The sequence below is a fragment of the Bacillus cereus group sp. BfR-BA-01380 genome (assembly GCF_022663535.1).
GTDB lineage: Bacteria > Bacillota > Bacilli > Bacillales > Bacillaceae_G > Bacillus_A > Bacillus_A cereus_BB.
On sequence record NZ_JAKUFS010000036.1, the window covers coordinates 21950 to 47486 of the forward strand.

Below are 25537 nucleotides of genomic sequence, written 5' to 3' on the forward strand. Positions count from 1 at the left end.
TTGTAGGAAGAGATAAATTTACACTAAGGGGGATATTTTCCTATGGATAATTTAAAAATGACTTTGCTAAAACATGAAGTTCAATTTGAAATTATTCATCACGAAAAACAAATACGTACAGCACGAGAAGGTGCAGATTATTTTGGAATTGAAATCGGTCAAACGGCCGCAACATTAGTCATCAAGTCAGAAAAAGACTTCTTTGCGATGATTGTTTCTGGACGCCGCAGACGTATAAACTTAGAAGAAGTATCGAGAATTTTAGGGTGTAATCATTTAAAAATGGCGACTCCACAAGAAGTTAAACAGATAACTGGATACAATGTTGGCAGCGTATCTTTAGTTCTTCCTTTGTCTTGTATCATAGATAGAGAACTTTTCCGCTATCCATTTGTTTACGGAGGTACAGGCGAACCAACATCAACGTTGAAGATTGACCCAAATGCGTTAAAAAAGATAAATCAAGTTGCTGCTTTTCTCGATTAAGGTAGTGACTATAGAAGTTCACCTTTTTTCAACGCTGTTCCCCGACTATCTAGTATAGTAACAAGTGAATTTATCCGAATTATAGACACGAAAAGAAGATGAACATCTATATATAATAGGTGGTTATCTTCTTTTTCAGCTGATTCTTTTAAAAAATATCGCTTATTAAATCACTATATTCTCTACTCAGAGGCGCCTCTGAAAAATGTATTTTCAAACAAAAAATGAACTTTTATCTAGTGATTAACATCTGAACTTTCTTTAAAATAGTTCGTTTTTGAAGGTATTAAGATTGTTACAAAAAGAATTGTGGCAAATAAAGTACCAACAATAGAAAAGATAAGACAAATTAGCTGTAATGAGAACAACTGTGCCAAATAACCTAAAAGAAGTATAAAAGCTATTTGGATAATACCTTCGACCATATTAGCTAGACTGCCGAATCTACCCATGATTTTTACTGGAACATTATTTTGAAAAAAAGTTGTATACCCTGTATTTGCAAATGCCATAAAGAAACCCAAGAAGGCAAATGAAAAAGTTGCGGTGATAAAATTAAAGGATGAATAAAAAAGATATACCCTATGGATGTTAGTAACATTCCACCACCGATATATAACTTTAGATGCGTTTTTTTAGAACAAACTGCTGCAACAAACGCTCCAACTAATGCACCTATTCCCGTTATACTTACTATTAGTCCGTAATCTCTATCAGTTAGTTTTAAAATTTGTTTAATATATGTGACTTCCTGTGTATCTAATGCATATCCAATTAATATTGCACCTTGAAATAATAAATAAACAATAATGAAATATTTTGTTTTTTGAGCGAAAGCCATCACTATTTTCAAATCTGCAATAATCGTCTTCAAGTGAATAGGTTCTCGTAATCCCCCTATATTTTCATCCGCATTAGGAAGAAGATAGATAAAAAACGCACAAATCAAAAAAGTAATAGCATTAATAATAATACATAAATCAACCAAAAATGTTAATATATACATAAAAGACTTAAGGAGACGTGCATATGAGAGAAGATTTCAGTAATACAGCATTAATTATAATTGATGTTCAAAAAGCTTTTGAAGATGAGAAATGGGGCACTAGAAATAACCCTAATGCTGAAGGGAATATTCAAATTCTTTTAAATATGTGGAGAGAAAAAGAATATCCAGTTATACATATTCAGCACTTATCTGATAACGATCAATCCATTTTCCACCCTAGTAAACAAAGTTCAGATTTTAAAGATATTGTAGTTCCAATCAAAGATGAAAAAATTTTTAAGAAGAAAGTAAACAGTGCATTTATAGGAACTGGACTTGAAGAGCATTTGAAAGAAAACAATATAAAAAAAGTCGTAATAGTAGGATTAACAACTCCACACTGTGTATCAACTACTACTCGAATGAGTGGTAATTTAGGATTTGAAACTTACCTCGTATCTGATGCAACAGCTGCATTTGCAATCAAAGGTGCAGACGGCACATATTATACAGCTGAACAAATACATAATGTATCATTAGCAACTTTAGACGATGAGTTTGCCACCGTTTTAACGACTGAAGAATTGCTTAAAAAGTTGATGTTAGTTGAAACAATACAGTCGTAAGGTGCTTGTTTTAACTGTATATGATAAACAAGGTTAGGGATACCATCTTATGCCTATCAAACTTAAGTGAAATTGTATCTATAAGACGAAAAAACGTTATTCTTTTTGGAGAAATATACAGAAAGGATAACGTTTTTGATATGAATTTATTGATTTCTGATAAACTAGAATTAATTTCTAAAAACAACTAAACATTATCTGCACTTAAGAACAATACCATATCGCTTTATCAAAAGATTTTCCAGCATTACCAGATCCAATAGCCCACTGATAAAAGTATTTATCTTACTTACTTTGCGGTTTGCAGCAAGAACCCTGTCACTAGGCCCATTAGTTAATTAAACATTAGAATAATTTTTTCTATTCTCGATTGTATAGCTTTTAGGATTTACCTTAAAATCAATTATAATAGAAGAAACTAGGGTAAGAGTACATATACCTAACAAAACCATTAAACTTCTATATCCTATTTGATCTAGTAAAAATCCAATTAACACCAAGCATAGTTGCATAATGGTTCGATCTAACATTGTTTTAAATGAAAAAAATCTCCCATGAATACTTGAAGGAACTTTTTGTTGTGCATATGTGTATAAAAGAGGATTAAACATGCCATATGCCAAACCAAATATACTAAAAGAGAAAATAGTTAGATAAAAGTTTGTTAATGATAATAAAATTTGAGCTATACCCATCAAACAGCAAGTAAATAAAAGGATACGCACTTGTTTTTGATATCGTTTTATTACTTTTTTGATAAATAATCCTGCAATTAATATACTTGCCCCTTCCATAAAATAGAGTATACCCATGATTGAACCCGGTTGTCCCTTTCCAATCTCAATAACAAATAAATTAAAGCCTGAAATAAAGATTAGAGGGATAATGGATAACGTAAGAACTACTTTAATAGAATGATTCTTTATAATAACAGGGAAAATATCCTTAAAATTAGTCTTAAGTTTTTTAGGATTCACTCGTACATCGTTTGGAATAACTAATAAAAAATTGATAAAGTATAAGGTTACATAAGCAATAAGAGCAATAATAAATAATGTATATAGAGGAGCGACTGTTAATAAAAGACCAGCTAATACAGCTCCAAAAATTCTTGATAAAGTGATAATATTTATATTGATAGCATTAACCGTAATTAAGTCATCTTCTTTAACTAAAGTTGGTAATATTGTTTGTATAGTGGGATTAAAAAAAGAAGCCGAGCAGCCAATTCCTATACTATAAATAACCAGCCAATAAATTGATCCCGTATATATAGCAACTAACATTGATAAAACAGATGCAATTCTCATCAATCCGACTAATTGTAATACTTTTAATTTAGAAGTAGAATCTATATAACGTCCTGCATAAGGGCCTATTATAACCCCAAGGACACCTCCAATAACAAGAAAAAAAGCCTGAAGAACATGAGATTTTATATGTATTTGTAAAAATTGCAAATTACCAATTGTACCGAACCATATCCCTAATTGAAAGACTAGTTGACTTCCTAATACAATACATAAATTTTTATTATGTATGATGGCTTTAAAGGATTTCATCTCAAATCCTCTCCTCTAAATCTAAAATCTCTTCCATGTTTTTTAGCTTCATCACTAATACGTCCTATTCCAGAAAGTCCGTAAACAATTTCTTTTTCTTTATCTATACATAACCTTTCTTCTACATTAAATTAGAAATTTATCACAATGAATATTTTTCCACAAAAGATGTTTTTTGTCAAATAATAGTTAGAAAATAATATCTATTCGTAATTTTAACACCACTAAAACCAACTAGGTTATGAGAAAAGAAGAGTTAAAGATTGTTTTTTGTGCCTAGTCTATTGAGGGGCACATATTATTTCAGGAAAATTGCACGTCTAGAAACATTTTGGGCATAAATTAACTGACTTCCTGTAAGTGGACGGCAACAATTCAAGAATAACCCGCAACACCTGAAATTTTTAACGTTTTAGGGGGGATTTTGTTTTGTTAGCCCAGTACCAGCGTTCTTGTAACTCGGGACAAAGTAGCAAATGGTTATAAAAAATTCGTGACTTGATGGCATGTAGCAATGCCTTTAGTACACCATTTCCCCCTAAATTATTTGTGATTAAGGATTAGCAGTGTAATTTTGTGTTTCCATCTTACCTAGTTAACATAAGTTCAACAAAAAAGAGCCTAATCAATAGGCTCTTCCTTATATATTTTCATTCAAATATCATAACCCAATATCGTTCTCCGGGTTCTCCTTCTTCAACAACTTTCTTCCAACCTTTATTTTCATAGAATTTCATTGCTTTTTCATTTTCAGATACACACTTCAATCTTAATGGTTTATTCATTTTTTCTATGGAGGCATGAAGCAACGCTCCACCAACACCCTTACCGGAAAAGTTGGGATGAACAAATAAATTATGTATAAAGTTTTCTGGCAAGTACAAAGAAGCAAATCCAAGAATATGAGTATTTTCTTCTACTAAAATAATATATTCTCCTACAGTATCCTTATCAAAATCTTCTAGAGTCATTTTTTCTATATCCGCCCAATGGAAACTTTTACGACGTGATTCGAAATATATCTTTCTTAAAGCAGGATAATCTAATTCATTTGCTACTCTAATATTCAAATTTCCACTCTCACTTTCTTTTACATCATGAATTCAACTTTTAATTTTATTCAGTTCTTTTAAAACAAAATTTTCTCGATGTACCCACCAATTTTGTTCACATTGGTGAATCATTTTTTCATTTTGATTAATCGCATCACAAAGCTTCACCCATTGTGGTGTAAATTCTTGTTCAATCTCATACCCTTCTAATTTTTGAGTGGTTTTCTCGCCATTCACTTCACAAAAATAATAATGGGAAGTCATTTGAAAGATAGCATTCTCATCATATTTATCTATATATCTTTCAACGACCACACCCATCTTATTTCTACTTACACAGTTAAGATAGCCTGTCTCTTCAGCCACTTCTCTCATTAATCCTTCTGCATGGCTTTCATCCTTCTCAACTCCACCTCCAGGAAATATATAATCTCCTAAGTTAGAATGAACGAGAAGGATCTTATTGTCTTGCATAATAATAGCTCTAACAGCTTCTCTGTAGTTGATCTTAACTTTACTTTCATCAATTTCTGAAATTCCTAATAATACATGCAAACTCTAAATACCTCCCTCCATTAAAAATTGCTAAACATTTCTATAAAGTAACTTCAAACCCGTCCACATACACCGCACTTCCCGAAATCTCCACTTCTAAACTATCATTCCATTCTTTTCTCACCACTACTTTCACTCGTCCATCTTTCCCTATTTCGTGCCCTTGCTCTACTAAAAGTTCTTTTTTCTCTTTAAACTCTTCATCAATAAATGTAACGTAATATGCCCCCATAACTCCGGAAGCTGTGCCCGTTACTGGATCTTCTATTGTACCCGCATATGCTGATGAAAAATGACGTGCATGCATGTGAGCATTTGAGTCGTATGTTTCGAAACAGAACGGATGAATGGAAGCTCGAGGCCTTTCTTTTAAGATAGATGGAAATATCTTGTTATTCGGTTTCATCTTTTTAAACGACGCTAGATTTTTCACAGGAACCAATAAAGTCCAATTCCCTGTACTTCCATATACAATCGGTAAGTTTTCTTCTAAATCATTCTCATGTAGACCTATGGAAGCAGCTAACTCTTCTCTTGAACCATCAAACTTTTGAAACTGTGGATTTGCTTGCTTCATCGTTATGTATGGTCTTCTATCGGAATCTAGCTCCACTTGTATCAGTAAAACTCCTGCTTTTGTTTCAATTGTAAAGTTTCCTGTCTCTTTGATTAAGCCTCTAGTTTGCAATGCGTAAATGGCAGCTACAGTTCCGTGACCACAAAGATCCATTTCATATCCTGGCGTAAAATAACGAATTCTCCAGTCTGCTACGCTTGACTGCATTAAAAAAGCAGTCTCGTTAAATCCCACTTTATAAGCTATATTTTGCATCTCATCATCAGTTAACTTGTCAGCATGTAAAACAACCCCTGCCGGATTTCCCTTATTTGGTTTATCGCTAAATGCATCATAATGATAAACTGTTACTGTATTCACTGGATTCATCCCTTCATCACATAAAATTCATGAATTCTATTACTTCAAACTTCCCATATAGACTAATCCGTTCGAGCGATTTCCATTCATCGTCACATATTCTACTTTTTCAAATTCTAATTGTTGATAGTCGCTTGTCCATTCTTTTACTCGTTCCTCATTGTGATGACGTAACACAGCCCCATCAACTAATTCAAATACACCGTATGTATGATACTTTTCATAGTATTTGGCATACCGATTTATATTTCTTTCATCATCGTTCAGTAAGAAATCATTAATATAAACAATGCCCCCAGGCTTTAATACTCTTTTCACCTCTTGTAAAATGGCTTCTTGTTCTTCATTCTTATAGACACAAGTTAATACCGCAAATAACAATACTGCATCGAAAGAATGATCCGGAAAAGGAATCTTCCCACTCTCAATTACCTCAAAATGGATGTCTTTATTAAGTAACTTCGCTCGCTTAATCATTTCCTCTGAAAAATCTACACCGTACAAATTCATAAATTGATTTTGTTTTAGCTCAAGTAACGTTCTTCCATATCCACATCCATAATCTAATATAGCGGCTTCTTTGTTCACATATTTTGAAAACCAATCAAATTGAAAAGGTGTAGTAAATTGTTTTTCATTCGCTACTTCATTCCAATATTCTTTTTGGTGATTCATCTCTTCCATCCCCTTCATTATTATTTTTTAAACAATTTTATTGTAGATTAAACCATTTAATTGTTAATCAATATTCCCAATACCATTCCAGACTGTGCTTCGGTAATTACTATATAAGCACAAGGAGCATGTCCACTATCCCGCAGTGCTTCTCTTGGTATAGATTTCTTTCTTTTCCCGCCATGCTCTGAAAAAGATCCTAATCCTCATTAAAATCAACCGAAAACGAACCTTGAAGCATCTCTCTACTTGGTTCTATATAATACGTACTCATCCTCCAAAACCTCATAAATTATTTTTCTTACTTCTCATTATAATATTTTTTAACTTTTCAAATAAATATTTATATCCATCATAAATACACCACCTCATTAAAGGCAATGTTTTTTTAAACAATCTATTTTTTTGCAGAATACCTTTTATCCCGCATTAACGGGCAGTAATACTCCCGCCTCAAAATTCAGCGGAAGCAAAGAAGTTAGGCGGGAGATAAACTGCCCGTAAAAGCCCGATTGGTGAGGGCTGATAATCAGTGTGGGATGAAGAGCCCCCCCACTGATTAAAGTTTCACTTTATTAATTCACCCTCTGCTTCAGCAAATGAAAATATAAAAAAAACAACATCCCTATATATGATGCCGTTTTTTATAATACGCTATTTTTATTCACAACCAGTGATCAACCAATCGTCTTCTAGTTTACACAACAATGTTTGTTCATTTACTTCCTGGCCTAATTTTACTTCGACAGATAATATATCACCGCTAACGCCAATCGCAACTTCTTCTAATGTTCCATCGCTTTTTTTTATAAGAAATAACTTTTCCCACTCATATACGTAAGATGATTGTTGAACGAATACTTCTTCAATCACTCCATTGCATGGGCTGTAAACATTTTGAATTACATCTTTCATTTAAACTTTTCTCCTCGTTACATTTCAGTGTTATATTCCTCACTTATTCTAACATTCTTATGAAACTCAACTCGTATTTTAAAAATTCTTTTATTTATACACATAGATTTTAATTTTTCAATATATAAATCGCTTCTATACCCTGTAGTTTTGAAGATGGATTTCTTGCTCATTTGCTGATAAAAAGCTAAAAAACAAAAGAGAACATATATTATATATGAATAATATGTATTCTCTTTTATCCCGCATTAACGGGCAGTAATACTCCCACCTCAAAATTCAGCGAAAGCATTGTCCAGCTCTAGCGGCTAGAATCTCCGGTCGTTTCTCCCCCTCGGACGAGGCCAAAAGCGCCTCTCTGTCGGGTGCGTGGGCGTCCTGCGATTCTGAGCGAGCCGCTTCCGCTTTTCTTAAGAAGTTAGGTGGGAGATAAACTGCCCGTAAAAGCCCGATTGGTGAGGGCTGATAATCAGTGGGGGATGAAGAAAACCCCCACTAATTAAAGTTTCACTTTATCTGGTAGGAAACAAAAGTAATTTTCAGGAATTCGCGCTAAATAGTTACAAAAAACCTCTAGAAATCTCTAGAGGTTTTCATGATTTTCCGTCTTTTTTTCTTCTAAGCTCGGCATATTAGCCTTTATATCGTTGTTCTGCTGCATTGCACTTTTCCCGGCAAAACCTTCTAACAACTCTTTTAAATCAATTCCTGAAGAAGCCTTCAAAGTTTCTTGCATCGTTGCCATTAAATCCGTCGCATAGCCTGCAACTTTACCAGCACCGCTGTTTTTTCCACCGCCGCCGGTATCGACAACAGTAATTTTATCGATGTTACTAAGCGGGCTTGCAATCTCCTTCGCATAGCTTGGTAACATTTTTAGTACCATATCCATAATTGCGGCTTGACCGTATAGTTCAAATGCTTCAGCAATTTTTTGTTTTGCTTCCGCTTCTGCAAGACCTTTCAGTTTAATAACATCCGCTTCTGCTGTACCTTGTGCTTTTTGTACTTCTGCTTTTGCTAAACCTTCCACACGTACTTCTTCTGCACGCGCTTTTGCTTCTGCTTCAATTTTATACTGATCAGCATCTGCTTTCTTTATTTGTTTCACTTTTTCTGCTTCTGCCGCTTGCTCAACTGCATAACGATCAGCATCTGCTTTTTTCTTCACTTCTGCATCGTATTGCTTTTCGCGACGAGCAATTTCTCTTTCTTCTAATTCAATTTGTTTTTCACGCTCAATAATTTTTACACGCATTTGCTCTTCTGTTACACCTTGTTGTGCCTTTGCTTGCTGCAATTCATAGGAAAGGTCAGCATCAGCACGTGCTTGTTCTTGTTCCCTTTTATATGATTGCACCTTTAATTCTTTATGTTTCTCAGCTTCCGCAATTTGCGCATCACGCTGATACTCTGCTTCTTTTGCTTCTTTTTCAGCACGAGCTTTTTCAATCCGTGCTTCTTTTTCTCGTTCTGCGTTTGCAATTTGTGCATCACGCTTCACCGTTGCAATTTGCGGCTGACCAAGTGCATCTAAATATCCGTTTTTATCACTAATTTCTTTAATTGTAAATGATACGATGCGCAGTCCCATCTTCTTCAAATCAGTGGAAGCAACTTCATGTACTTTCTGAGCAAACTGTTCCCTGTTACTATACGCATCTTCTACTGTCATCGAAGAAAGAATCGCCCGTAAATGTCCTTCTAATACTTCCTTTGCTTCTACTTTTAGTTCTTCTGTTTCTTTTCCTAAATATTGCTCTGCTGCTGTTGATACTTCCTCAATTGTAGAGCCCACCTTAATAATTGAAACACCATTTACTGTTACTGGAACACCTTGCTTTGTATATGTATCACGTGTTCCTACTTCTAATTTATAGTTTAATAGACTAAGGGGCTCTGCTTGTTGCATAACTGGCACAACAAACGTACCGCCACCGCGAATAATTTTAATCTTCTTGCCATCATCTGTTGTCACAACATTTTTCCCGCTTCCTAAACCACTTCCTGTTACAATTAACGCTTCATCAGGCCCAACCGTTCGATATTTCGTAATAAAGACTAAAATCAGAATTGCTAATATCGCTAACAAAACACCGCCAATAATTAATGGAACCATGGTAACTCCTCCTTCAAAAAATATACACAAAAGTATTCATGTGTGGTCATTCATAGGAAATACAACCCTCTAAATCTCCACTTTAGTGCACTTTTTCTTGCATTTACTCTTTTTAGGTGTTTCTCTTTTGTTTGGATATTAATTTGTAACTTATCTGGGTACATTGCAGTAATATAGCCAACATGAGTTATCTTTTTTGTGTCTGTGTATTGTACAATATCTCTATGGCTAAACCCATAAGTTTCAGAATGTATTGCTTTCGTTTTCTTTCTGATTGGTTTAATGACCCAGTCTTTTATGCTTGTATCATTGATTTCTAACCCACAAGTAACTAAAGCGTCATTAGAATGTGACTTTTCAATACCCCAATCTATTCTCCTATTTGCAGTATCTCCACCACTTGTTAAAAGCAAAGCACCATACTGAGATAATTGTTGTTGTAACCAATTTTTACCTTGCATAACGTGTTGAGCAAAGTCTAGTCGTAAACTCTTTCCGTTAATCATTTTTTGATACTTATCAACAAACTTTTCTTCTTTACCTTCTGTTTTTTGGTGACATTTACTACATAGTGTAATCAGGTTATCTAATGTATTAGAGCCTCTTAACCTTCTAGGGACAATATGATGTACTTCTAACATACAGTTTGATTTTCCGCATTCCATACATGTACATTTGTCTCGTATAATTACAGCCTTTCTCATGTTTTCATCTAGTCGATTGGATTTTTGATATTGCCATCTGTATAGCTTCTTATCATCAGTTAATGCTCGTATATCTATTTCAACATCTTCTAAATGAATACTTACGATATCTATCCATTTTGAAATCTTATTTACAAACCTAATAATCGTTTGTCTCTTTTGAAGTATACTAGGTGCGATTCTTCCTTCTCTTCTACTACTTGCACGATTATCAAATTTTGCTTGACGATACCGTTTGTGATTTCTTTTGTATCGTCTATATCCTCTTCTTTGCTCCATTAGCTTTGATACATCTTTTCGATGTTCAATAGTAGCTTTAAAGATTGGTTTGTTTTTTGTTTTACATTCTTGTACTAACCCAACCCCAACATGTAAACTACCATCGTCTATCCCCAACCTAATTTTATAATCTACATCTTCCACTGACTTATGAAGTTGAATTACCATTGGGTATTGCGCAACAAGTTTTGCTCTTTTCTTCCTAATTAAGTACCATCCATTGTTGACACTTGTAGGTGCTAATTTCCCTCCTTCTACATCCAATACAAAACAATATTCTTTGTTTTTATTTTTAGTCATCTCTGACCAGCCATCCTTTCGGAGAATTTCGCTTTTTGCCAATGACAGATGAGAGTTCATGTGTTTCGGTGTTTGACTACAGGGCAGTAGTAGTCGGTCATCCTTCCACACTCTTAGAGCAACGGACTAAAGCGTGTATCCGAGGGTAAGTCTTCAACTTACTCATCAATCGTAGTTCATCATGCAATTTAACTTTCGTCAAAACGCACTCACTTAGGCTTGAAACCGAATCAATAGTAAGTATACGAACATATTTGCCCACGTTTGTATACTTTTGTATATGAAAATGACTACTATTGATTTAGTCCTTATCATTTCGGTTTTTTTAAAGAAATTGCTAAATTTTGTACAAGTAAAATACCGTCTTGTACGCCTTCAACAATGACATACGATCCTTGTAAAATATCTTTCTTTCCTATCGTTTTAGCTGGCATCGCATTGCTACCAAATTGAGAAGCTAGCAACACCTCACCTAGCCCTTCTTTCGGAATTGTGATAATTACTTCTCCTTTGCAGCCAACAAATTCTTCCATACGGTATATTGTATTTTGCTCCGCTTTAGAAATTGGTGCTAAAACAAGCATTTTCATTGTAATCACACCAACAAGTGCGAGAAAAAATGAAATAACAAAAATAGCAACACTACCCCAAGAAAATAAATATTCTAATATGTAACCAAATCCACATAGCATCGCAAGAAAGCTAAATAAGAGTGTAAAAGGCGAAGTAGCTCCGCTTGATATACTAAAAAGGGATTCTAAAATATCACCGAAAAGCAAATAAAGAATGGCAATAGCTGCAGTTATAATAAGCCCATATAAATAAATTGTTTCAATTGGAACGTTAAATAACATATTGCTTCACTCCTTTCAACATAAGTGAAACTTGTTAACAGGTTCTTATTTAATATGTATTCCCCCCTTCTTTTTATTACCTTAATTTTCAGTCATTTAAACTTTTGAAAAAAGAGCCTTATTGCAGACTCCAAAAAAGAACAGGAGAAAGCTACGTTGACAGCCTCCTCCTGAAAATAAACTACTATATGGTATATTTATATAATACGAGATTTTACACAAAAAGTAAAGTCATATATATATTGGAAGGTATTTTTATGATCCACCTATGGAAATCCATGTTAATTTTTCAGCATATAAGTCGCTTCTATGCACGGCCAGATGTTCTCGTCCCCCCTAAAAAAGGGGTTTTTATGTCTATTTTCTTCATCGCCACTGATGAAGAAAATAGACAGTGGATTTTTATGCATTTATGGACAAACAAATAATCCTTTCTCATGTAAATCGAATATCTTAATCACATAGGAGGGAAAGCATGAAAGAAGAACACCTTATTCTTACTATACTTGGAAGCAGTGGCGGCGCTGCTCGTGCATTTTTATCTTTATTAAATCATGCCGTGAAAGACATTCATAATCCTTTATACTCTCAGTTGCAAAACTGTTCCATTCATTTAATTGATATCAAACAAAAACCGCAATCTTATTTTGAAGATATGTATCCTGCATTATACGAAAATTTTACATTCCATATGTTCGATCTAAGCGATAACACATTATTTCGAAATCATCTACAAAAAACGGGGACAACCCTAGTTATTGATGCTTCATTAGCAGATGCAGTAGAAATGTTAACATGCTGCAATGAAGCTAATGTACATTATATTAATACAGCGTTGCAATCACCGGCAATCGATGCAAATGAGCATATTAAACGGTTTAGTTTATTAGAAAGACAAAATTTCTTTGAAAAGCATAAACCTGCCTTCACACAAATGACAGGCATTATTTGTTCTGGTATGAATCCTGGCGTCGTCCAATGGATGGCCATTAAGTTAATGAAGCAAAACCCTACGGAAATCCCCCTCGCTTGTTTTATCGTCGAACACGATACAACTTTCTATCACGATCCAACTCTTATTCAAGAAAAAACGGTATACTCGACATGGTCGCCTGCGGGATTTTTAGAAGAAGCTATTTTAAACTATCCTCTTTTTATGAAACATCAAACTCCGATGCTCTTCTGTAACACCTCTTACGAACAAGAGTTTAAAGTAACGTTAGGAGATAAACAGTTTTTTGGTTGTTTAATGGGGCACGAAGAAGTAATTAATCTCGGAAAATTGTACGATATGGAGGTCGGTTTTTTATATCGTATTAATGATTATATGACACAATTAATTCATGACAATCAACATAATGTTGATGAACTATGGAACTGGAATCATCACGTGTTAAATCCAGAAAATGGACAACTCCTCGGTGAAGACTTAATCGGTGTATTACTTGTTTATAAAGACAAAGAAGTCTATATGTACAATACAACTGCCACCCAGCATGTATACACACAATACGGAACAAACGCAACCTATTTTCAAGTGGCATGCGGCGTTTACGGTGCACTCGCTAGCCTCTTACTCGACAAATTACCACTTGGTTGTTACTTTGTAGACGAACTTCTTTTAAATACAGATTCAAAATACGGTGAGTATCTTTCTTATTATATGAAAGATTTTGTAATAGGAGAAAATCATACGACAGATGGTTTATTATTTGATCGTATAAAAAAGATTGAGTAGGTGTTTCTACTCAATCTTTTTTATTTTGCTTACAAACAAAAAACTCTGTATTTAGGTGATTAAGCCATCTTTCCCTTCTCAAGAAAAAAGCTCTTCATCGCATGAAACTTTCAACTCATATTTCATATTAAAATTAACTATTTGATAGAAGAAAAAACTCCTTTTCAAAACCTATATTCTCCCAAAAATCTAAAGCTAATTTATTCTCTACATCCACATTCACGTGAACGAAAGAAATACCTTCCTGATTCAACCAGCCTATTAAATGTTCCACTAAATTTTTAGCAATTTGCTGTCTTCGATATTCTTCCCTTATATAAACCTCATCAATTTGACCATATAACATATCAGTAACTAAGTCTTGTTTAATAGAAGCTATGCCATACCCAATCATATTTTGGCATTCATCAGTTACTATAAAAACAGCGCCATATTTTGATTGGACAAATTGTTCTAGTTGCTCATGAATACCCATTCTATCGCTTTCGCTCAATTCACATTCTGCTGCTTCTATAGCGTTCATATTCCATAATTCTATAATTTTTTTTATAAACTTTTGATAATCAAATTCCTTATTAAGTTGTTCGATACGTATGTTCACTCCACTTCCCCCTTTTATAAGCTATTTTAATAAATTCTGTGCTGTAGTATGAAGAAGGAATTAGTTAAAAAATACATATGAGATTCCGATATAAAAATTTTAATCTTATTAAAGTATGGTTTGCTAAATGGAGCTGGATTTCAATTATTAACTAATAAGCAGTGAATCAAACATGTTACAAAGATTTATTAAAAAACCAAGTATTTACAAACAAAAACCCCCTACACTTAGGGGGGTCAAGCCATCTTCTCATTTGACTCTTCACGGAAAAAACTCTTCATCGCATGAAACACGTCAGCTTTTTGTTTTAAAATATAATAGCGAAACTTCTCATCTTTTACGTTTTTATATGCTGACATGAGTGTACTGTGGCGGTTGTACTGGTTCACCTCTCCATACCCAAACATGTTAGATACTTTCATCAATTCCTGCACCAGTTTGACACAGCGTGCATTGTCAGAGGTTAAATTATCTCCATCTGAGAAATGAAATGGATATATGTTATAGCGTTCTGGAGAATACTTTGTTTCAATCAGTTCTAATGCTTTTCTGTATGCTGATGAACAAATTGTTCCACCGCTTTCGCCTTTTGAGAAAAACTCTTCTTCTGTAACAACTTTTGCTTCTGTATGATGTGCGATAAATTCAATATCAACTGTTTCATATTTGGTACGTAAAAAACGAGACATCCAGAAGAAGAAACTGCGAGCCATATATTTTTCCCAAAGCCCCATCGAACCGCTCGTATCCATCATTGCTAACACAACGGCTTTCGATTCTGGTTTCAAGACTTCGTTCCACGTACGGAATTTTAAATCTTCTCGTTTAATTGGATGAAAGGCTGGATTCCCATTCATTGCATTTCGTTTATAAGCAGAGATTATCGTCCGTTTTTTGTCAATGTTTCCCCAAAGGCCCATTTTGCGAATGTCGTTAAATTCAATATGTTCAGTGCGATTTTCATCCATTTCTTTCCGTTGTAAATTAGGAAGCTCTAATTCTTTAAAAAATGCTTGCTCAAGCTCTAAAATCGATACTTCTGCCTCGTAGTAGTCTTCTCCTGCAGAGTCCCCAGCGCCTTTCCCTTTTCCTGGCCCTTTTTGTTTTTGACCGCTCGATCCATCTCTCGCTACAACATCACCGACTTTACTATCACCTGTCCCTTGACCAACATGCTTATTTTTATCATAGTTATAACGAATTTTATATTCATCTAGTGAACGAATTGGTATTTTTACAACATCCCTGCCATTGGACATGATAATGCTTTCTTCTGTAACAAGATCTGGCAAATTATTTTTTATTGCCTCTTGTACTTTTTCTTGATGACGTTGCTGATCATCGTATCCTTTACGATGGAGGGACCAATTTTCCTGTGAGATCGTATAATTGTATTGATTTTCTTCTGTCATTCCTTTCCCTCCTTACATATTTTTTTATATTTTCATGAAAACACATCTTAAAACATGAGCTTCTTAGTTAGAAAATAAACAATGAATAAATACACTTCATAATTAAGAAAGAAACACAATGCATTGTTGCACACTTTACGGCTATGCAACATATTGTATTGTGTTGACTTTTTTCTGTATGAATGGTTGGTTACTCTATCATATGCTCGTTGTGAAAATAATTGACAAATAAATTCATAAGATTGCATTTTAATTTATTCATAGTGGACAAGCTCTGCCTATATATAAAATCCAGTTGAAAAACGATATAAAAAAGCCTGTTCTTTTTAGGTGGGCGAGTGCGTCTGCCGTGCATAGGTGCGGTCAGGGCCTGTTCCTGCCACTTGCCAGGTTTAAACAAAGGGAGCATACGAGTGTAGGGCTTGTTGTGTTTTGCATAGCAGCGATTTATATGCGGGAACATGAAAATGATTTGAAAACCTCTTTCTTTTTTTGGGGAGGACAAGGATATCTTGCCGCGCATAGAAGTGGTTGCCACATGCCAGGTTTAACATAAAATATACAAAAAAACTGCCTCAAATAAGAGACAGCTTTTCTATTGTAACCATTATCGATTTAATAAACTTCCTACATAACGAAGCAGTTCGTTTGCAGATGTGGAATTGTAGCCATGTTCATCAATTAATCGCGCTACAACGTCATTAATTTTCTTCAACTGATTTTCATCTGGTGTTTTCGTTGACGTCGTAATTTTGACAACATCCTTCAAATCAGCAAATAGTTTCTTCTGGATTGCCTCGCGAAGACGTTCATGCGAATTATAATCAAACCGCTTTCCTTTGCGAGCATATGCAGAGATACGAATTAAAATTTCTTCACGGAACGCTTTCTTTGCGTTTTCAGAAATACCAATTTGTTCTTCAATCGAGCGCATCAGTTTTTCATCCGGACTCATTTCTTCTCCCGTTAATGGATCACGCAGTTTAGACTTATTGCAGTATGCTTCTACGTTATCTAAGTAATTATCCATCAATGTCTTCGCTGACTCTTCATATGAATATACAAATGCTTTTTGTACTTCTTTCTTCGCAATTTCATCATATTCTTTACGCGCTAATGAAATGAAATTCATATAGCGTTCACGATCTTCATTACTAATCGATGGATGTTGATCTAATCCATCCTTTAAAGAACGTAATACATCTAAAGCATTAATTGCTGCTACTTCTTTACGAATAATTGTAGAGGATATACGGTTGATAACATAGCGCGGATCAATTCCACTCATACCCTCATCTTGGTATTCACGCTGCAATTCTTCTACATCAATAGAATTGTACCCCTCTACCATTTCGCCGTCATATAAACGCATTTTCTTAATTAAATCGATATCTGGCCGCTTCGGATCTTTTAAGCGTGTTAAAATTGTAAACATCGCTGCAACGCGAAGCGTATGCGGTGCGATATGCACATCAGAAACATCACTTTCATGAATCATCTTTTCATAAATATGCTCTTCCTCACTTACCCGTAAGTTATATGGAATTGGCATGACAATAATCCGTGAATGAAGTGCTTCATTTTTCTTATTAGAAATAAAGGAGCGATATTCTGTTTCATTCGTATGAGCAACAATTAGCTCATCTGCGGAGATTAATGCAAATCGACCTGCTTTAAAATTTCCTTCTTGCGTTAATGATAATAAATGCCATAAAAACTTTTCATCACATTTTAACATCTCTTGAAATTCCATCATTCCGCGGTTTGCTTTATTTAACTCCCCGTCAAAGCGGTAAGCGCGCGGATCAGATTCTGAACCATATTCAGCAATAGTAGAGAAATCAATACTACCTGTTAAATCAGCAATGTCTTGTGATTTTGGATCAGATGGACTAAATGTTCCAATCCCTGTTCTGCGATCTTCCGAGAAGAAAATACGCTCCACAATTACATCTTCAATTCTTCCTCCGTACTCTTTTTCTAAGCGCATTAAGTTTAACGGTGACAAATTCCCTTCAATCCGTACTCCATACTCTGCATAAAAATCATCACGTAAATGATGTGGAATAAGATGAAGCGGATCTTCATGCATCGGACAACCTTTTATTGCAAAAATCGAACCACGATCTGTATGCGAATATGCCTCTAATCCGCGTTTTAACATTGTAACTAATGTAGATTTACCACCACTAACTGGTCCCATTAATAATAAAATCCGTTTTCTTACATCTAAACGTTTTGCAGATGGATGAAAATATTCTTCTACAAGACGCTCTAAAGCTTCTTCTAAGCCAAATAATTGATTACTAAAGAAATTATATTTTCTCCGGCCGTCTACTTCCTCAATCCCAGCATCCTTTATCATATTATAAATACGAGAATGCGCTGTTTGTGCCACCCCTGGTCTTTCTTTAAGAACTTCTAAATAGTCAGCAAATGTCCCTTCCCACTTTAAACGCTCTTCTGCTTCCCGGTGCTGTTCGATTTTCTTTAAAATGTCCATTATAGCTCCTCCCCCATCTCCTTGTTCAAGCGGATTATTATAAAAGTATGCGAGGATGTCCTTAAACATTCATACGAATCAAAATGAAATCGTACACAAACTTTATAAAGTTTATTACCAAAATCGAAAGAAAATTCGGTATAATACAAATGATAGAGATAAAATTATGAATGGGGGCTATGCTCATGAAGCTTTTATTAATTTTAGGTGTTATGCTCACATTTCTTACTGCTATTTTCACATCAGGATACAATGATAAGCCAAGAACAAAATAAAAAGTGATGAGCATGCTCATCACTTTTTATCTGCTATAAAATATAAGTCTCTCCATAGGACAGCTTTTAATAAACAATTTCTACATCTAATCCTGGATAATTTTGTTGACGTAATGCCTCATAAATTAAAATAGCTGCAGTATTAGATAAGTTTAAAGAACGAACTTTATCAGTCATTGGGATGCGTAAGCAATGATCAAAATTATGTTCAATCACATTCGCTGGAAGACCATTTGTTTCTCTTCCAAATACGAAATAATAATCTTTTTTTACGTTGCTGTAATCAAATGTTGTGTGTGCTTTCTCTCCATACTTTGTTAAATAGAAAAACTCACCATTTTCATTTTTTTCATAAAATTCCTCAATAGAGTCATAATACGTAATTTTTACGTGCTCCCAATAATCTAATCCAGCACGCTTTAACGCTTTATCGTCAGTAGAAAATCCAAGCGGTCTAATTAAGTGTAATTCTGCACCTGTTGCTGCACAACTACGCGCAATATTACCTGTATTCGCTGGAATTTCTGGTTGATATAAAACAACATGTATTCCCACAATGTTCACCTCAATCTTTTTCTACTACGTATTATACCACTTGGATAAAAAATCTCTAGTCATTATCAAGAATATGAAAAAACTTATATTTCATTTGTGGTGTATACTTACTTGAATCTTCATAATCCCAATAACGTCTGCGACTATTGGCAGAATGTGCATTTACAAGAGGCATACCATTTGCATCTTTTGCCACGACAATTGTCGTATGATTCCATCTTCCATCATTTTCAAAATCATATACAATGATATCTCCAAGCATAAGATCCTGTGGCTTCTCAACTTGCTTTGCTCGAAGTCCCATAGAATCACTTGCCAAGTACCAATGAAAAGAATGAGCTACCGCCCAGCTCCAGCTCCATTGACGATTTTGCTGCCACCATCCACTGCGAATATTCGGATATCCACTCATTGGTGTTTCACCAGCATGCAGACATTGAGAAATAAAATTTGTACAATTATCTTGGAAGTTCTGATAAGCTGGATTCCGATCATCCCACCACCGCTCTGCATATTTCACTGCCTCTAAGCGATTATAACTGTATGGAATATATTGTCCTTTTCCCTTTGTTACTTCACGTTCTAACGTTCCAACTTTCTGTTCATCTATCGGCGTTCCAATTGCGATATCTTGCTTAATACATCCATCTTCTAATCGTAAACGCCTCTCCATTTGTTCTTCCTCTACATAAAATAAATGATGATGACGAATAAAATACTGAAAATGAATTTGATAATCTACTTCATCGTAGTTCACACCTTTTAACTGTCTAATAAAAGATACGTTAGCATTGCTTTTTACAATCTCCGCATTACGCCTTGTAAAGAGCTTCTTTTTACGGTCTAACATGTCAGCAATATCATCTGGAATTTCTGCTTCATTCATACGTTTATTTGTTATATAATCCAATTGCCCTTGCAGACACTGTTGAAGATGCTGTTTTATAGACATAGAGTCTCCCCTCCCCTTATTACAATATGAGGGACCGAGGGATAATCTGCTATTTTTTCTCAGCTAACAGTTCCAGACCACGATTCATCTCATGAAGAACTTCTTCATCCTTTTCCCGTGCTTTCGCTTTTTCAATAGCCTCTTGCACACCTTCTCCGCCAATTTTACCTAGTACCCATGCTGCTGTTCCGCGAATAACAGGACGAGGATCTTCTTTCATTACAGCAATTAAATCCGGAATGGCCGTTTCATCTTTAAAATGAGCCAGTGCCAAGATCGCATTTCGCTGTAACGGCTTTTTCCCGCGCCACGATCCAGACATAATCCCATACTTTTCTTTAAATTCACGATTGCTAATGGTCAGAAGCGGTTTTAATAGCGGTTTTACAAGTTCAGGATCCGGTTCCATTTCTGGATGATTATGAAAATCTATCCCTTTATTTTTTGGACAAACAGTTTGACACGTATCACATCCGTAAATGCGATTTCCAATCTTATCTCGATATTCTTCCGGAAGGAATCCTTTCGTTTGCGTTAAAAACGCAATACATTTTTGAGAATTTAATTGTCCTCCTTGGACAAGCGCTCCTGTCGGACAAACATCAATACACTTCGTACAACTCCCGCATTGATCTTCAATTGGAGTATCTGGTGGAAAAGGAATATTTGTAATCATCTCTCCCAAATAAACGTACGAACCAAATTCCGGTGTAATAATAGAACAGTTCTTTCCGCCCCAACCAATGCCTGCTCGCTCTGAAACAGCCCGGTCGCTTAATTCTCCCGTATCTACCATCGATTTAACTTCTATATTTGGTAAGCGTCCGATTAAATATGCCTCCAGCTTCTCTAAACGATCACGCAAAACAAGATGATAATCTTGTCCCCAAGAAGCACGGCAAAAAATGCCTCGTCTCTCTCCTCGTTTGCTTTGCGGTGCATTTTTTAGCTTCGAAGGATACGCCAATGCAATGGCAATAATTGATTTTGCACCTGGTAATAACAATTCCGGGTTCGTTCTCTTTTCTATATCTGATTCTTCAAAACCTGATTGGTATCCTAATTGTTGCTGCTGAATAAGACGTTGCTTTAATTCCTCAAATGGCGTAGCACTCGCAAAGCCTATCTTATCAATACCAATTGTTTTACTATACGCAATAACATCTTGTTTTAATTGTTCAAAATTCACACTTACTCTCCTTATAAGATGCATATTTATTTTATTTCACAAGCAGTCAATTACTTATTAGCCAAAAGATGCATTTCATTTTACTAACGCAATATATATCGTGACTAATCATACATTACTATTTTTACATATATCCATGCACTCAAAACATAAAAAAACGCAATGCCTCGTTTATCTAAGAAACGAAACACTGCGTTGATCACAATAATTATAAGAATTCGGAATAATTTCTGGAGCGGGTGAAGAGAATCGAACTCTCGACCAGAGCTTGGAAGGCTCTTGTTTTACCACTAAACTACACCCGCAAATATGAAGAAAATATTAATTTTTTGTTAACTTATGTTAAGAAGTATAACATGGAATATAAGGCGAAGCAATAATTTTATCGAAAAAAGTCGAAAAAGCGATGAATATCTCATCACTTTTTCGTAACTTTATCAATTGCCGCCTTAATACTATCATAATCTGGATTAACAAGTTTACCATTTACATATATAGATGGTGCACCTTGTACTTTTAATTTTTGAGCAAGGTCAAAATCTTTCTGTACTGTATCTTTTATTTCCTTACTTTTTAAATCCTTTTTAAACTTCTCCATATCAATAGTAGGTAGCTTTTGCTTTACTATATCTACTACTAGATCCTCTGTAATCCACTCTTCTTTTTCATTCTTTTGATTTTGATATATTTCATCATAAAATGTCCAAAAAGCTTTTGGATCTTGCTTATAAATTGCTTCCCCAGCTGCTGCACCTATATGAGAGTCTTTCCCGATAAAAGGAAAATTAATGAAATGAAGCTGAGCTTTCCCTTTATTAATATACTCTTCCTTTAAGCGTGGCAATACGGTTGTATCCCATGTACGACAAGCCGGACATTTAAAATCCCCAAATTCAACAATATGAATCGGAGCATCTTTCTCTCCTAAAGATTGTTGTGTACCATATAAAAACGTATCTTTTCCTTTTTCCTTCTTATCGTTCACAAGACTATATACAATTGTCCCAATTACAATAAGCACTGCAACAGAAAAAATAACACCGAGAATCATAATATTTTTTGACTTCATATACATTCCTCTTTAATGTTTTATTCTTTGTATGTACTATACATACAATATTTATGATATCAACTCTCCTATAAACAGTCCATTGAAGTAGCTCATAAAATAAACAAAATCAACCAAATGTGACAATATTGTGTCTCACTTCTCTTCTATTCATTCACGTAAAAAAGAGTAAATTCTTTTTGAACTTACTCTTAACTCACAGCTTTCACACGCTCTACTGGTTGTTTATTAGGGATATCGTGGCGAATAACAAGTTTTTCACTTGTAGCTTGTACATATTCAGCATGAGTAATATATCCCTCTCGTTCCATGAGCTTCAACACAATATTACGTCTTTCTACAGCCTTATCATAATTTTGTACTGGAGAATAATAAGCTGGTGCTTTCACAACGGCCGCTAACATAGCATTTTCACCTAATGTTAATTGATCTACCTGTTTACCAAAATAAAGTTTCGCAGCTTTTTCAATTCCCCATGCCCCTTCTCCATAATAAATATTGCTTACATAAAGTTTTAAAATCTCATTTTTCGTAAATGTTCGCTCAATTTTTTTTGCATAGAAAACTTCATCCCATTTACGAGAAAACGTTCTTTCATTTGTTAAAAAAACATTTTTGGCAAGCTGCTGAGTAATTGTACTGCCACCTTGTACAACCCCACCAGCCTTTATATTTTCTATCGTGGCTCTAACAATTGCAATATAATCTAATCCGCTATGATGATAGAACCTCTTATCTTCAGTTGCGATAAATGCATTCCCTAGCTGTTCCGGCAATTCAAACTGAGCAGGTACTCTCAATTTACTTATATCCTTGCTTTCAATCATTTTATTTCCAGCAAATAATAATGTACAGCCTAGTAATAATAATAATAATATAAGGGCTTTATAAAAAACCTTCGCTATCGGAGTTAAAGACACATTATGATGCAAAGCATTGCGATATGCTGCTCGTTCCTTCACAACAGACACCCCATTTCTTTCAGCATTCATTGCTCTTAATTTAAGAATACCTTTCTTTTTAAAAATATCCAATTGATTTCTCTTACAACTACCTTACAAAATTGTAATTTTAAGGGCTTGAAAGATAAAAGCGCCTTCTACAACAGTAGAAAACGCTTAATGTAATCAAGTTACTTACATAAAAAAAACGAGTTACCTCGTCTATACAGTACCGATGGTCGGGATCAAACCGACACTCCCTAAGGAACACGATTTATTAACAGCTTTAATTATAAGAATATCTACTCATTTTCGCAAGTACTTTTGTTAGCCTTGATTCTTTAAATACTAAAAAAGACAGGTAAAACCTGTCCTTTCCTTAATAATACTGTATTCATCGCCAACGCCACGCAATCATTGTATCTTCGATGTGAACAGCCGGAATACTTATCCCTAAGTAGTTCTCTTCTTTTTCGTCAAAAACAGACCAATTCTCCTCATCTAAAAATTCATGGTCTATGCTTTCAAAATCAAATGCACTTTCTTCATCAACCATTCCACGGAAGTATTCTTGATAAGGTTTGCTTTTTTCATTTAAATGTATAGTTCCATATATCCATGGCGTTTCAGTAAAAATGTCTGTAACTTCTCCTAATTCAATATCTTTAAAGTATAGTTTCATATGTACACCTTCTTATTCATGAATTTTGAATACTCTTTAGGTAGTTCTCCTCTAATAAAATAGCTACATCTTTAACATCGCCATTGCGAATTGCTGTTCTTAAACCGTTAATGTCTAATTCAATTGTGTTGCCTCCATATTTCACTGTTGGATTGTTATTAATAGAAAAACTTGTATATGGACTGTTATTTTTCCACCTTTACGATACCCACCTAAAATATGTTCTGTAACAGTAACCTATCTTCCTTTATACATTCCCTCTTTGTTAGCTGGTACAAGATTCCCCGCCTCATTGATATAAGATTTTTTTATTCCTTTCGCATTCATTGTGAAACGTAAAAAATCATCAGAACGAAGCAAATTTTTAACTTTAGAAATAAGACCAGGTACTATCCTCCTATCATTGTGTATAATTGATGCACATGATTAGAAGGGATTTAGTAGTGCTATATATAAGCTCTGAGGGCATAAAAAAAGCGCCTCCCACCGCAGTAGGAAACGCTTAATATTATCGAGTATTCACGTATATAACATGCTTATAAACAAAAAAAAACGAGTTACCTCGTCTATACAGTACCGATGGTCGGGGTCGAACCGACACTCCTTACGGAACACGATTTTGAGTCGTGCGCGTCTGCCAATTCCGCCACATCGGCATAATATGGAGGCGGCAACCGGATTTGAACCGGTGGTAAAGGTTTTGCAGACCTCTGCCTTACCACTTGGCTATGCCGCCATATTAAATTTGGAGCGGAAGACGGGATTCGAACCCGCGACCCCAACCTTGGCAAGGTTGTATTCTACCACTGAACTACTTCCGCAAAAATGGCTGGGCTAGCTGGATTCGAACCAGCGCATGACGGAGTCAAAGTCCGTTGCCTTACCGCTTGGCTATAGCCCATCGAATAATTAATACATTATATGATGTATCCATTATTTTATTACTTAAAATATCCAAACCGGACATTTAATATATTATCATAATCAATTTGTTTTGTAAAGTAATATTTAAAAATGGGGCGACTGATGGGAATCGAACCCACGAGTGTCGGAGCCACAATCCGATGCGTTAACCACTTCGCCACAGCCGCCATGCTGTATTGGCAGGGGCAGTAGGAATCGAACCCACGCTGGAGGTTTTGGAGACCTCTGTTCTACCGTTAAACTATGCCCCTATATAAAATATAAATGGTGGAGGGGGGCAGATTCGAACTGCCGAACCCGAAGGAGCGGATTTACAGTCCGCCGCGTTTAGCCACTTCGCTACCCCTCCGAAACTTACATGGTGCCGGCTAGAGGACTTGAACCCCCAACCTACTGATTACAAGTCAGTTGCTCTACCAATTGAGCTAAGCCGGCTTATTTATTTGAAAATGGTGGCTCGGGACGGAATCGAACCGCCGACACGAGGATTTTCAGTCCTCTGCTCTACCGACTGAGCTACCGAGCCTTTATACAAATGGCGGTCCCGACCGGGGTCGAACCGGCGATCTCCTGCGTGACAGGCAGGCATGTTAACCACTACACCACGGGACCATTGGTTGCGGGGACAGGATTTGAACCTGCGA

General features: G+C 35.3%; 22 protein-coding genes and 11 tRNA genes. 3 read left to right on the plus strand and 30 right to left on the minus strand.

Going from position 1 to position 25537, the window contains the following annotated elements:
* Positions 1 to 42 precede the first annotated feature (42 nt).
* On the plus strand, positions 43 to 486 hold the full coding sequence (locus MR076_RS23275; RefSeq protein ID WP_242224621.1) for an aminoacyl-tRNA deacylase: 444 nt from the start codon (positions 43 to 45) through the stop codon (positions 484 to 486).
* Between the two features lie 457 nt (positions 487 to 943).
* Here the strand turns inward: MR076_RS23275 and MR076_RS23280 are convergent, their stop codons facing one another.
* Complete coding sequence (locus tag MR076_RS23280; RefSeq protein WP_242224623.1) at positions 944 to 1492, minus strand: MFS transporter; 549 nt, start codon at positions 1490 to 1492, stop codon at positions 944 to 946.
* 23 nt (positions 1493 to 1515) lie between these two features.
* On the opposite strand from MR076_RS23280, the gene MR076_RS23285 reads away from it, so the two are divergent.
* Entirely contained in the window at positions 1516 to 2100 is a 585-nt protein-coding gene (locus tag MR076_RS23285) for a cysteine hydrolase family protein (protein WP_242224626.1), read from the plus strand.
* 338 nt (positions 2101 to 2438) lie between these two features.
* On the opposite strand, the gene MR076_RS23290 is transcribed toward MR076_RS23285, so the two are convergent.
* The 9 genes from MR076_RS23290 to MR076_RS23330 form a co-directional block, all read right to left on the minus strand.
* A complete protein-coding gene (locus MR076_RS23290; RefSeq protein WP_242224628.1) occupies positions 2439 to 3662 on the minus strand; it encodes an MFS transporter in 1224 nt (407 codons plus the stop codon).
* 650 nt (positions 3663 to 4312) lie between these two features.
* Positions 4313 to 4732: a GNAT family N-acetyltransferase gene (locus MR076_RS23295; protein WP_242224630.1), complete on the minus strand. Its 420-nt coding sequence runs from the start codon at positions 4730 to 4732 to the stop codon at positions 4313 to 4315.
* Between the two features lie 33 nt (positions 4733 to 4765).
* Positions 4766 to 5269, minus strand: coding sequence for an NUDIX hydrolase (locus MR076_RS23300; protein ID WP_242224632.1), 504 nt, complete (start codon positions 5267 to 5269; stop codon positions 4766 to 4768).
* 40 nt (positions 5270 to 5309) lie between these two features.
* On the minus strand, positions 5310 to 6206 hold the full coding sequence (locus tag MR076_RS23305) for a PhzF family phenazine biosynthesis protein (RefSeq protein ID WP_242224634.1): 897 nt from the start codon (positions 6204 to 6206) through the stop codon (positions 5310 to 5312).
* A 39-nt stretch (positions 6207 to 6245) separates the two neighbouring features.
* Complete coding sequence (locus tag MR076_RS23310) at positions 6246 to 6881, minus strand: class I SAM-dependent methyltransferase (protein WP_242224636.1); 636 nt, start codon at positions 6879 to 6881, stop codon at positions 6246 to 6248.
* A gap of 660 nt (positions 6882 to 7541) precedes the next feature.
* A complete protein-coding gene (locus tag MR076_RS23315) occupies positions 7542 to 7796 on the minus strand; it encodes a hypothetical protein (protein ID WP_242224638.1) in 255 nt (84 codons plus the stop codon).
* Between the two features lie 583 nt (positions 7797 to 8379).
* Positions 8380 to 9915, minus strand: coding sequence for a flotillin family protein (locus MR076_RS23320; protein WP_242224639.1), 1536 nt, complete (start codon positions 9913 to 9915; stop codon positions 8380 to 8382).
* A 50-nt stretch (positions 9916 to 9965) separates the two neighbouring features.
* Positions 9966 to 11198 carry an RNA-guided endonuclease IscB gene (iscB, locus tag MR076_RS23325; RefSeq protein WP_242224641.1) on the minus strand — a complete coding sequence of 411 codons (1233 nt, stop codon included), beginning with the start codon at positions 11196 to 11198 and terminating at the stop codon, positions 9966 to 9968.
* Positions 11199 to 11509: 311 nt separating this feature from the next.
* Positions 11510 to 12052 carry an NfeD family membrane protein gene (locus MR076_RS23330; protein ID WP_242224643.1) on the minus strand — a complete coding sequence of 181 codons (543 nt, stop codon included), beginning with the start codon at positions 12050 to 12052 and terminating at the stop codon, positions 11510 to 11512.
* Positions 12053 to 12527: 475 nt separating this feature from the next.
* On the opposite strand from MR076_RS23330, the gene MR076_RS23335 reads away from it, so the two are divergent.
* Entirely contained in the window at positions 12528 to 13790 is a 1263-nt protein-coding gene (locus MR076_RS23335; RefSeq protein ID WP_242224645.1) for an S-adenosylmethionine decarboxylase related protein, read from the plus strand.
* Between the two features lie 133 nt (positions 13791 to 13923).
* On the opposite strand, the gene MR076_RS23340 is transcribed toward MR076_RS23335, so the two are convergent.
* The 20 genes from MR076_RS23340 to MR076_RS23435 all read right to left on the minus strand — a co-directional run bounded on the left by MR076_RS23340 (position 13924) and on the right by MR076_RS23435 (position 25505).
* Entirely contained in the window at positions 13924 to 14391 is a 468-nt protein-coding gene (locus MR076_RS23340) for a GNAT family N-acetyltransferase (RefSeq protein WP_242224646.1), read from the minus strand.
* Between the two features lie 236 nt (positions 14392 to 14627).
* On the minus strand, positions 14628 to 15803 hold the full coding sequence (gene yhbH / locus MR076_RS23345) for a sporulation protein YhbH (RefSeq protein WP_242224647.1): 1176 nt from the start codon (positions 15801 to 15803) through the stop codon (positions 14628 to 14630).
* Between the two features lie 607 nt (positions 15804 to 16410).
* Positions 16411 to 18306 (minus strand): PrkA family serine protein kinase, encoded by a 1896-nt coding sequence (locus MR076_RS23350; protein ID WP_242224648.1) that lies wholly within the window; start codon positions 18304 to 18306, stop codon positions 16411 to 16413.
* A gap of 341 nt (positions 18307 to 18647) precedes the next feature.
* Complete coding sequence (gene trmL, locus MR076_RS23355; RefSeq protein ID WP_242224649.1) at positions 18648 to 19136, minus strand: tRNA (uridine(34)/cytosine(34)/5-carboxymethylaminomethyluridine(34)-2'-O)-methyltransferase TrmL; 489 nt, start codon at positions 19134 to 19136, stop codon at positions 18648 to 18650.
* A gap of 55 nt (positions 19137 to 19191) precedes the next feature.
* Positions 19192 to 20088: an amidase domain-containing protein gene (locus tag MR076_RS23360; RefSeq protein WP_242224650.1), complete on the minus strand. Its 897-nt coding sequence runs from the start codon at positions 20086 to 20088 to the stop codon at positions 19192 to 19194.
* A 49-nt stretch (positions 20089 to 20137) separates the two neighbouring features.
* Complete coding sequence (gene queG / locus MR076_RS23365; RefSeq protein WP_242224651.1) at positions 20138 to 21277, minus strand: tRNA epoxyqueuosine(34) reductase QueG; 1140 nt, start codon at positions 21275 to 21277, stop codon at positions 20138 to 20140.
* 231 nt (positions 21278 to 21508) lie between these two features.
* Positions 21509 to 21582 (minus strand) — tRNA-Gly (locus tag MR076_RS23370).
* 113 nt (positions 21583 to 21695) lie between these two features.
* Complete coding sequence (locus MR076_RS23375; RefSeq protein ID WP_242224652.1) at positions 21696 to 22346, minus strand: DsbA family protein; 651 nt, start codon at positions 22344 to 22346, stop codon at positions 21696 to 21698.
* A 191-nt stretch (positions 22347 to 22537) separates the two neighbouring features.
* Complete coding sequence (locus MR076_RS23380) at positions 22538 to 23308, minus strand: transglycosylase domain-containing protein (RefSeq protein ID WP_396021729.1); 771 nt, start codon at positions 23306 to 23308, stop codon at positions 22538 to 22540.
* Positions 23309 to 23681: 373 nt separating this feature from the next.
* Positions 23682 to 23969 (minus strand): hypothetical protein, encoded by a 288-nt coding sequence (locus MR076_RS23385; RefSeq protein ID WP_242224654.1) that lies wholly within the window; start codon positions 23967 to 23969, stop codon positions 23682 to 23684.
* Positions 23970 to 24543: 574 nt separating this feature from the next.
* A tRNA-Leu gene (locus tag MR076_RS23390) sits at positions 24544 to 24625 on the minus strand.
* Between the two features lie 6 nt (positions 24626 to 24631).
* Positions 24632 to 24705: transfer RNA gene (locus tag MR076_RS23395), tRNA-Cys, on the minus strand.
* Positions 24706 to 24715: 10 nt separating this feature from the next.
* Positions 24716 to 24790 (minus strand) — tRNA-Gly (locus tag MR076_RS23400).
* A gap of 5 nt (positions 24791 to 24795) precedes the next feature.
* A tRNA-Gln gene (locus MR076_RS23405) sits at positions 24796 to 24870 on the minus strand.
* A gap of 114 nt (positions 24871 to 24984) precedes the next feature.
* Positions 24985 to 25060: transfer RNA gene (locus MR076_RS23410), tRNA-His, on the minus strand.
* Positions 25061 to 25070: 10 nt separating this feature from the next.
* Positions 25071 to 25144 (minus strand) — tRNA-Trp (locus MR076_RS23415).
* A gap of 14 nt (positions 25145 to 25158) precedes the next feature.
* Positions 25159 to 25242, minus strand: a tRNA-Tyr gene (locus MR076_RS23420).
* Positions 25243 to 25252: 10 nt separating this feature from the next.
* Positions 25253 to 25328, minus strand: a tRNA-Thr gene (locus MR076_RS23425).
* A 15-nt stretch (positions 25329 to 25343) separates the two neighbouring features.
* A tRNA-Phe gene (locus tag MR076_RS23430) sits at positions 25344 to 25419 on the minus strand.
* Between the two features lie 10 nt (positions 25420 to 25429).
* Positions 25430 to 25505: transfer RNA gene (locus MR076_RS23435), tRNA-Asp, on the minus strand.
* Positions 25506 to 25537 lie beyond the last annotated feature (32 nt).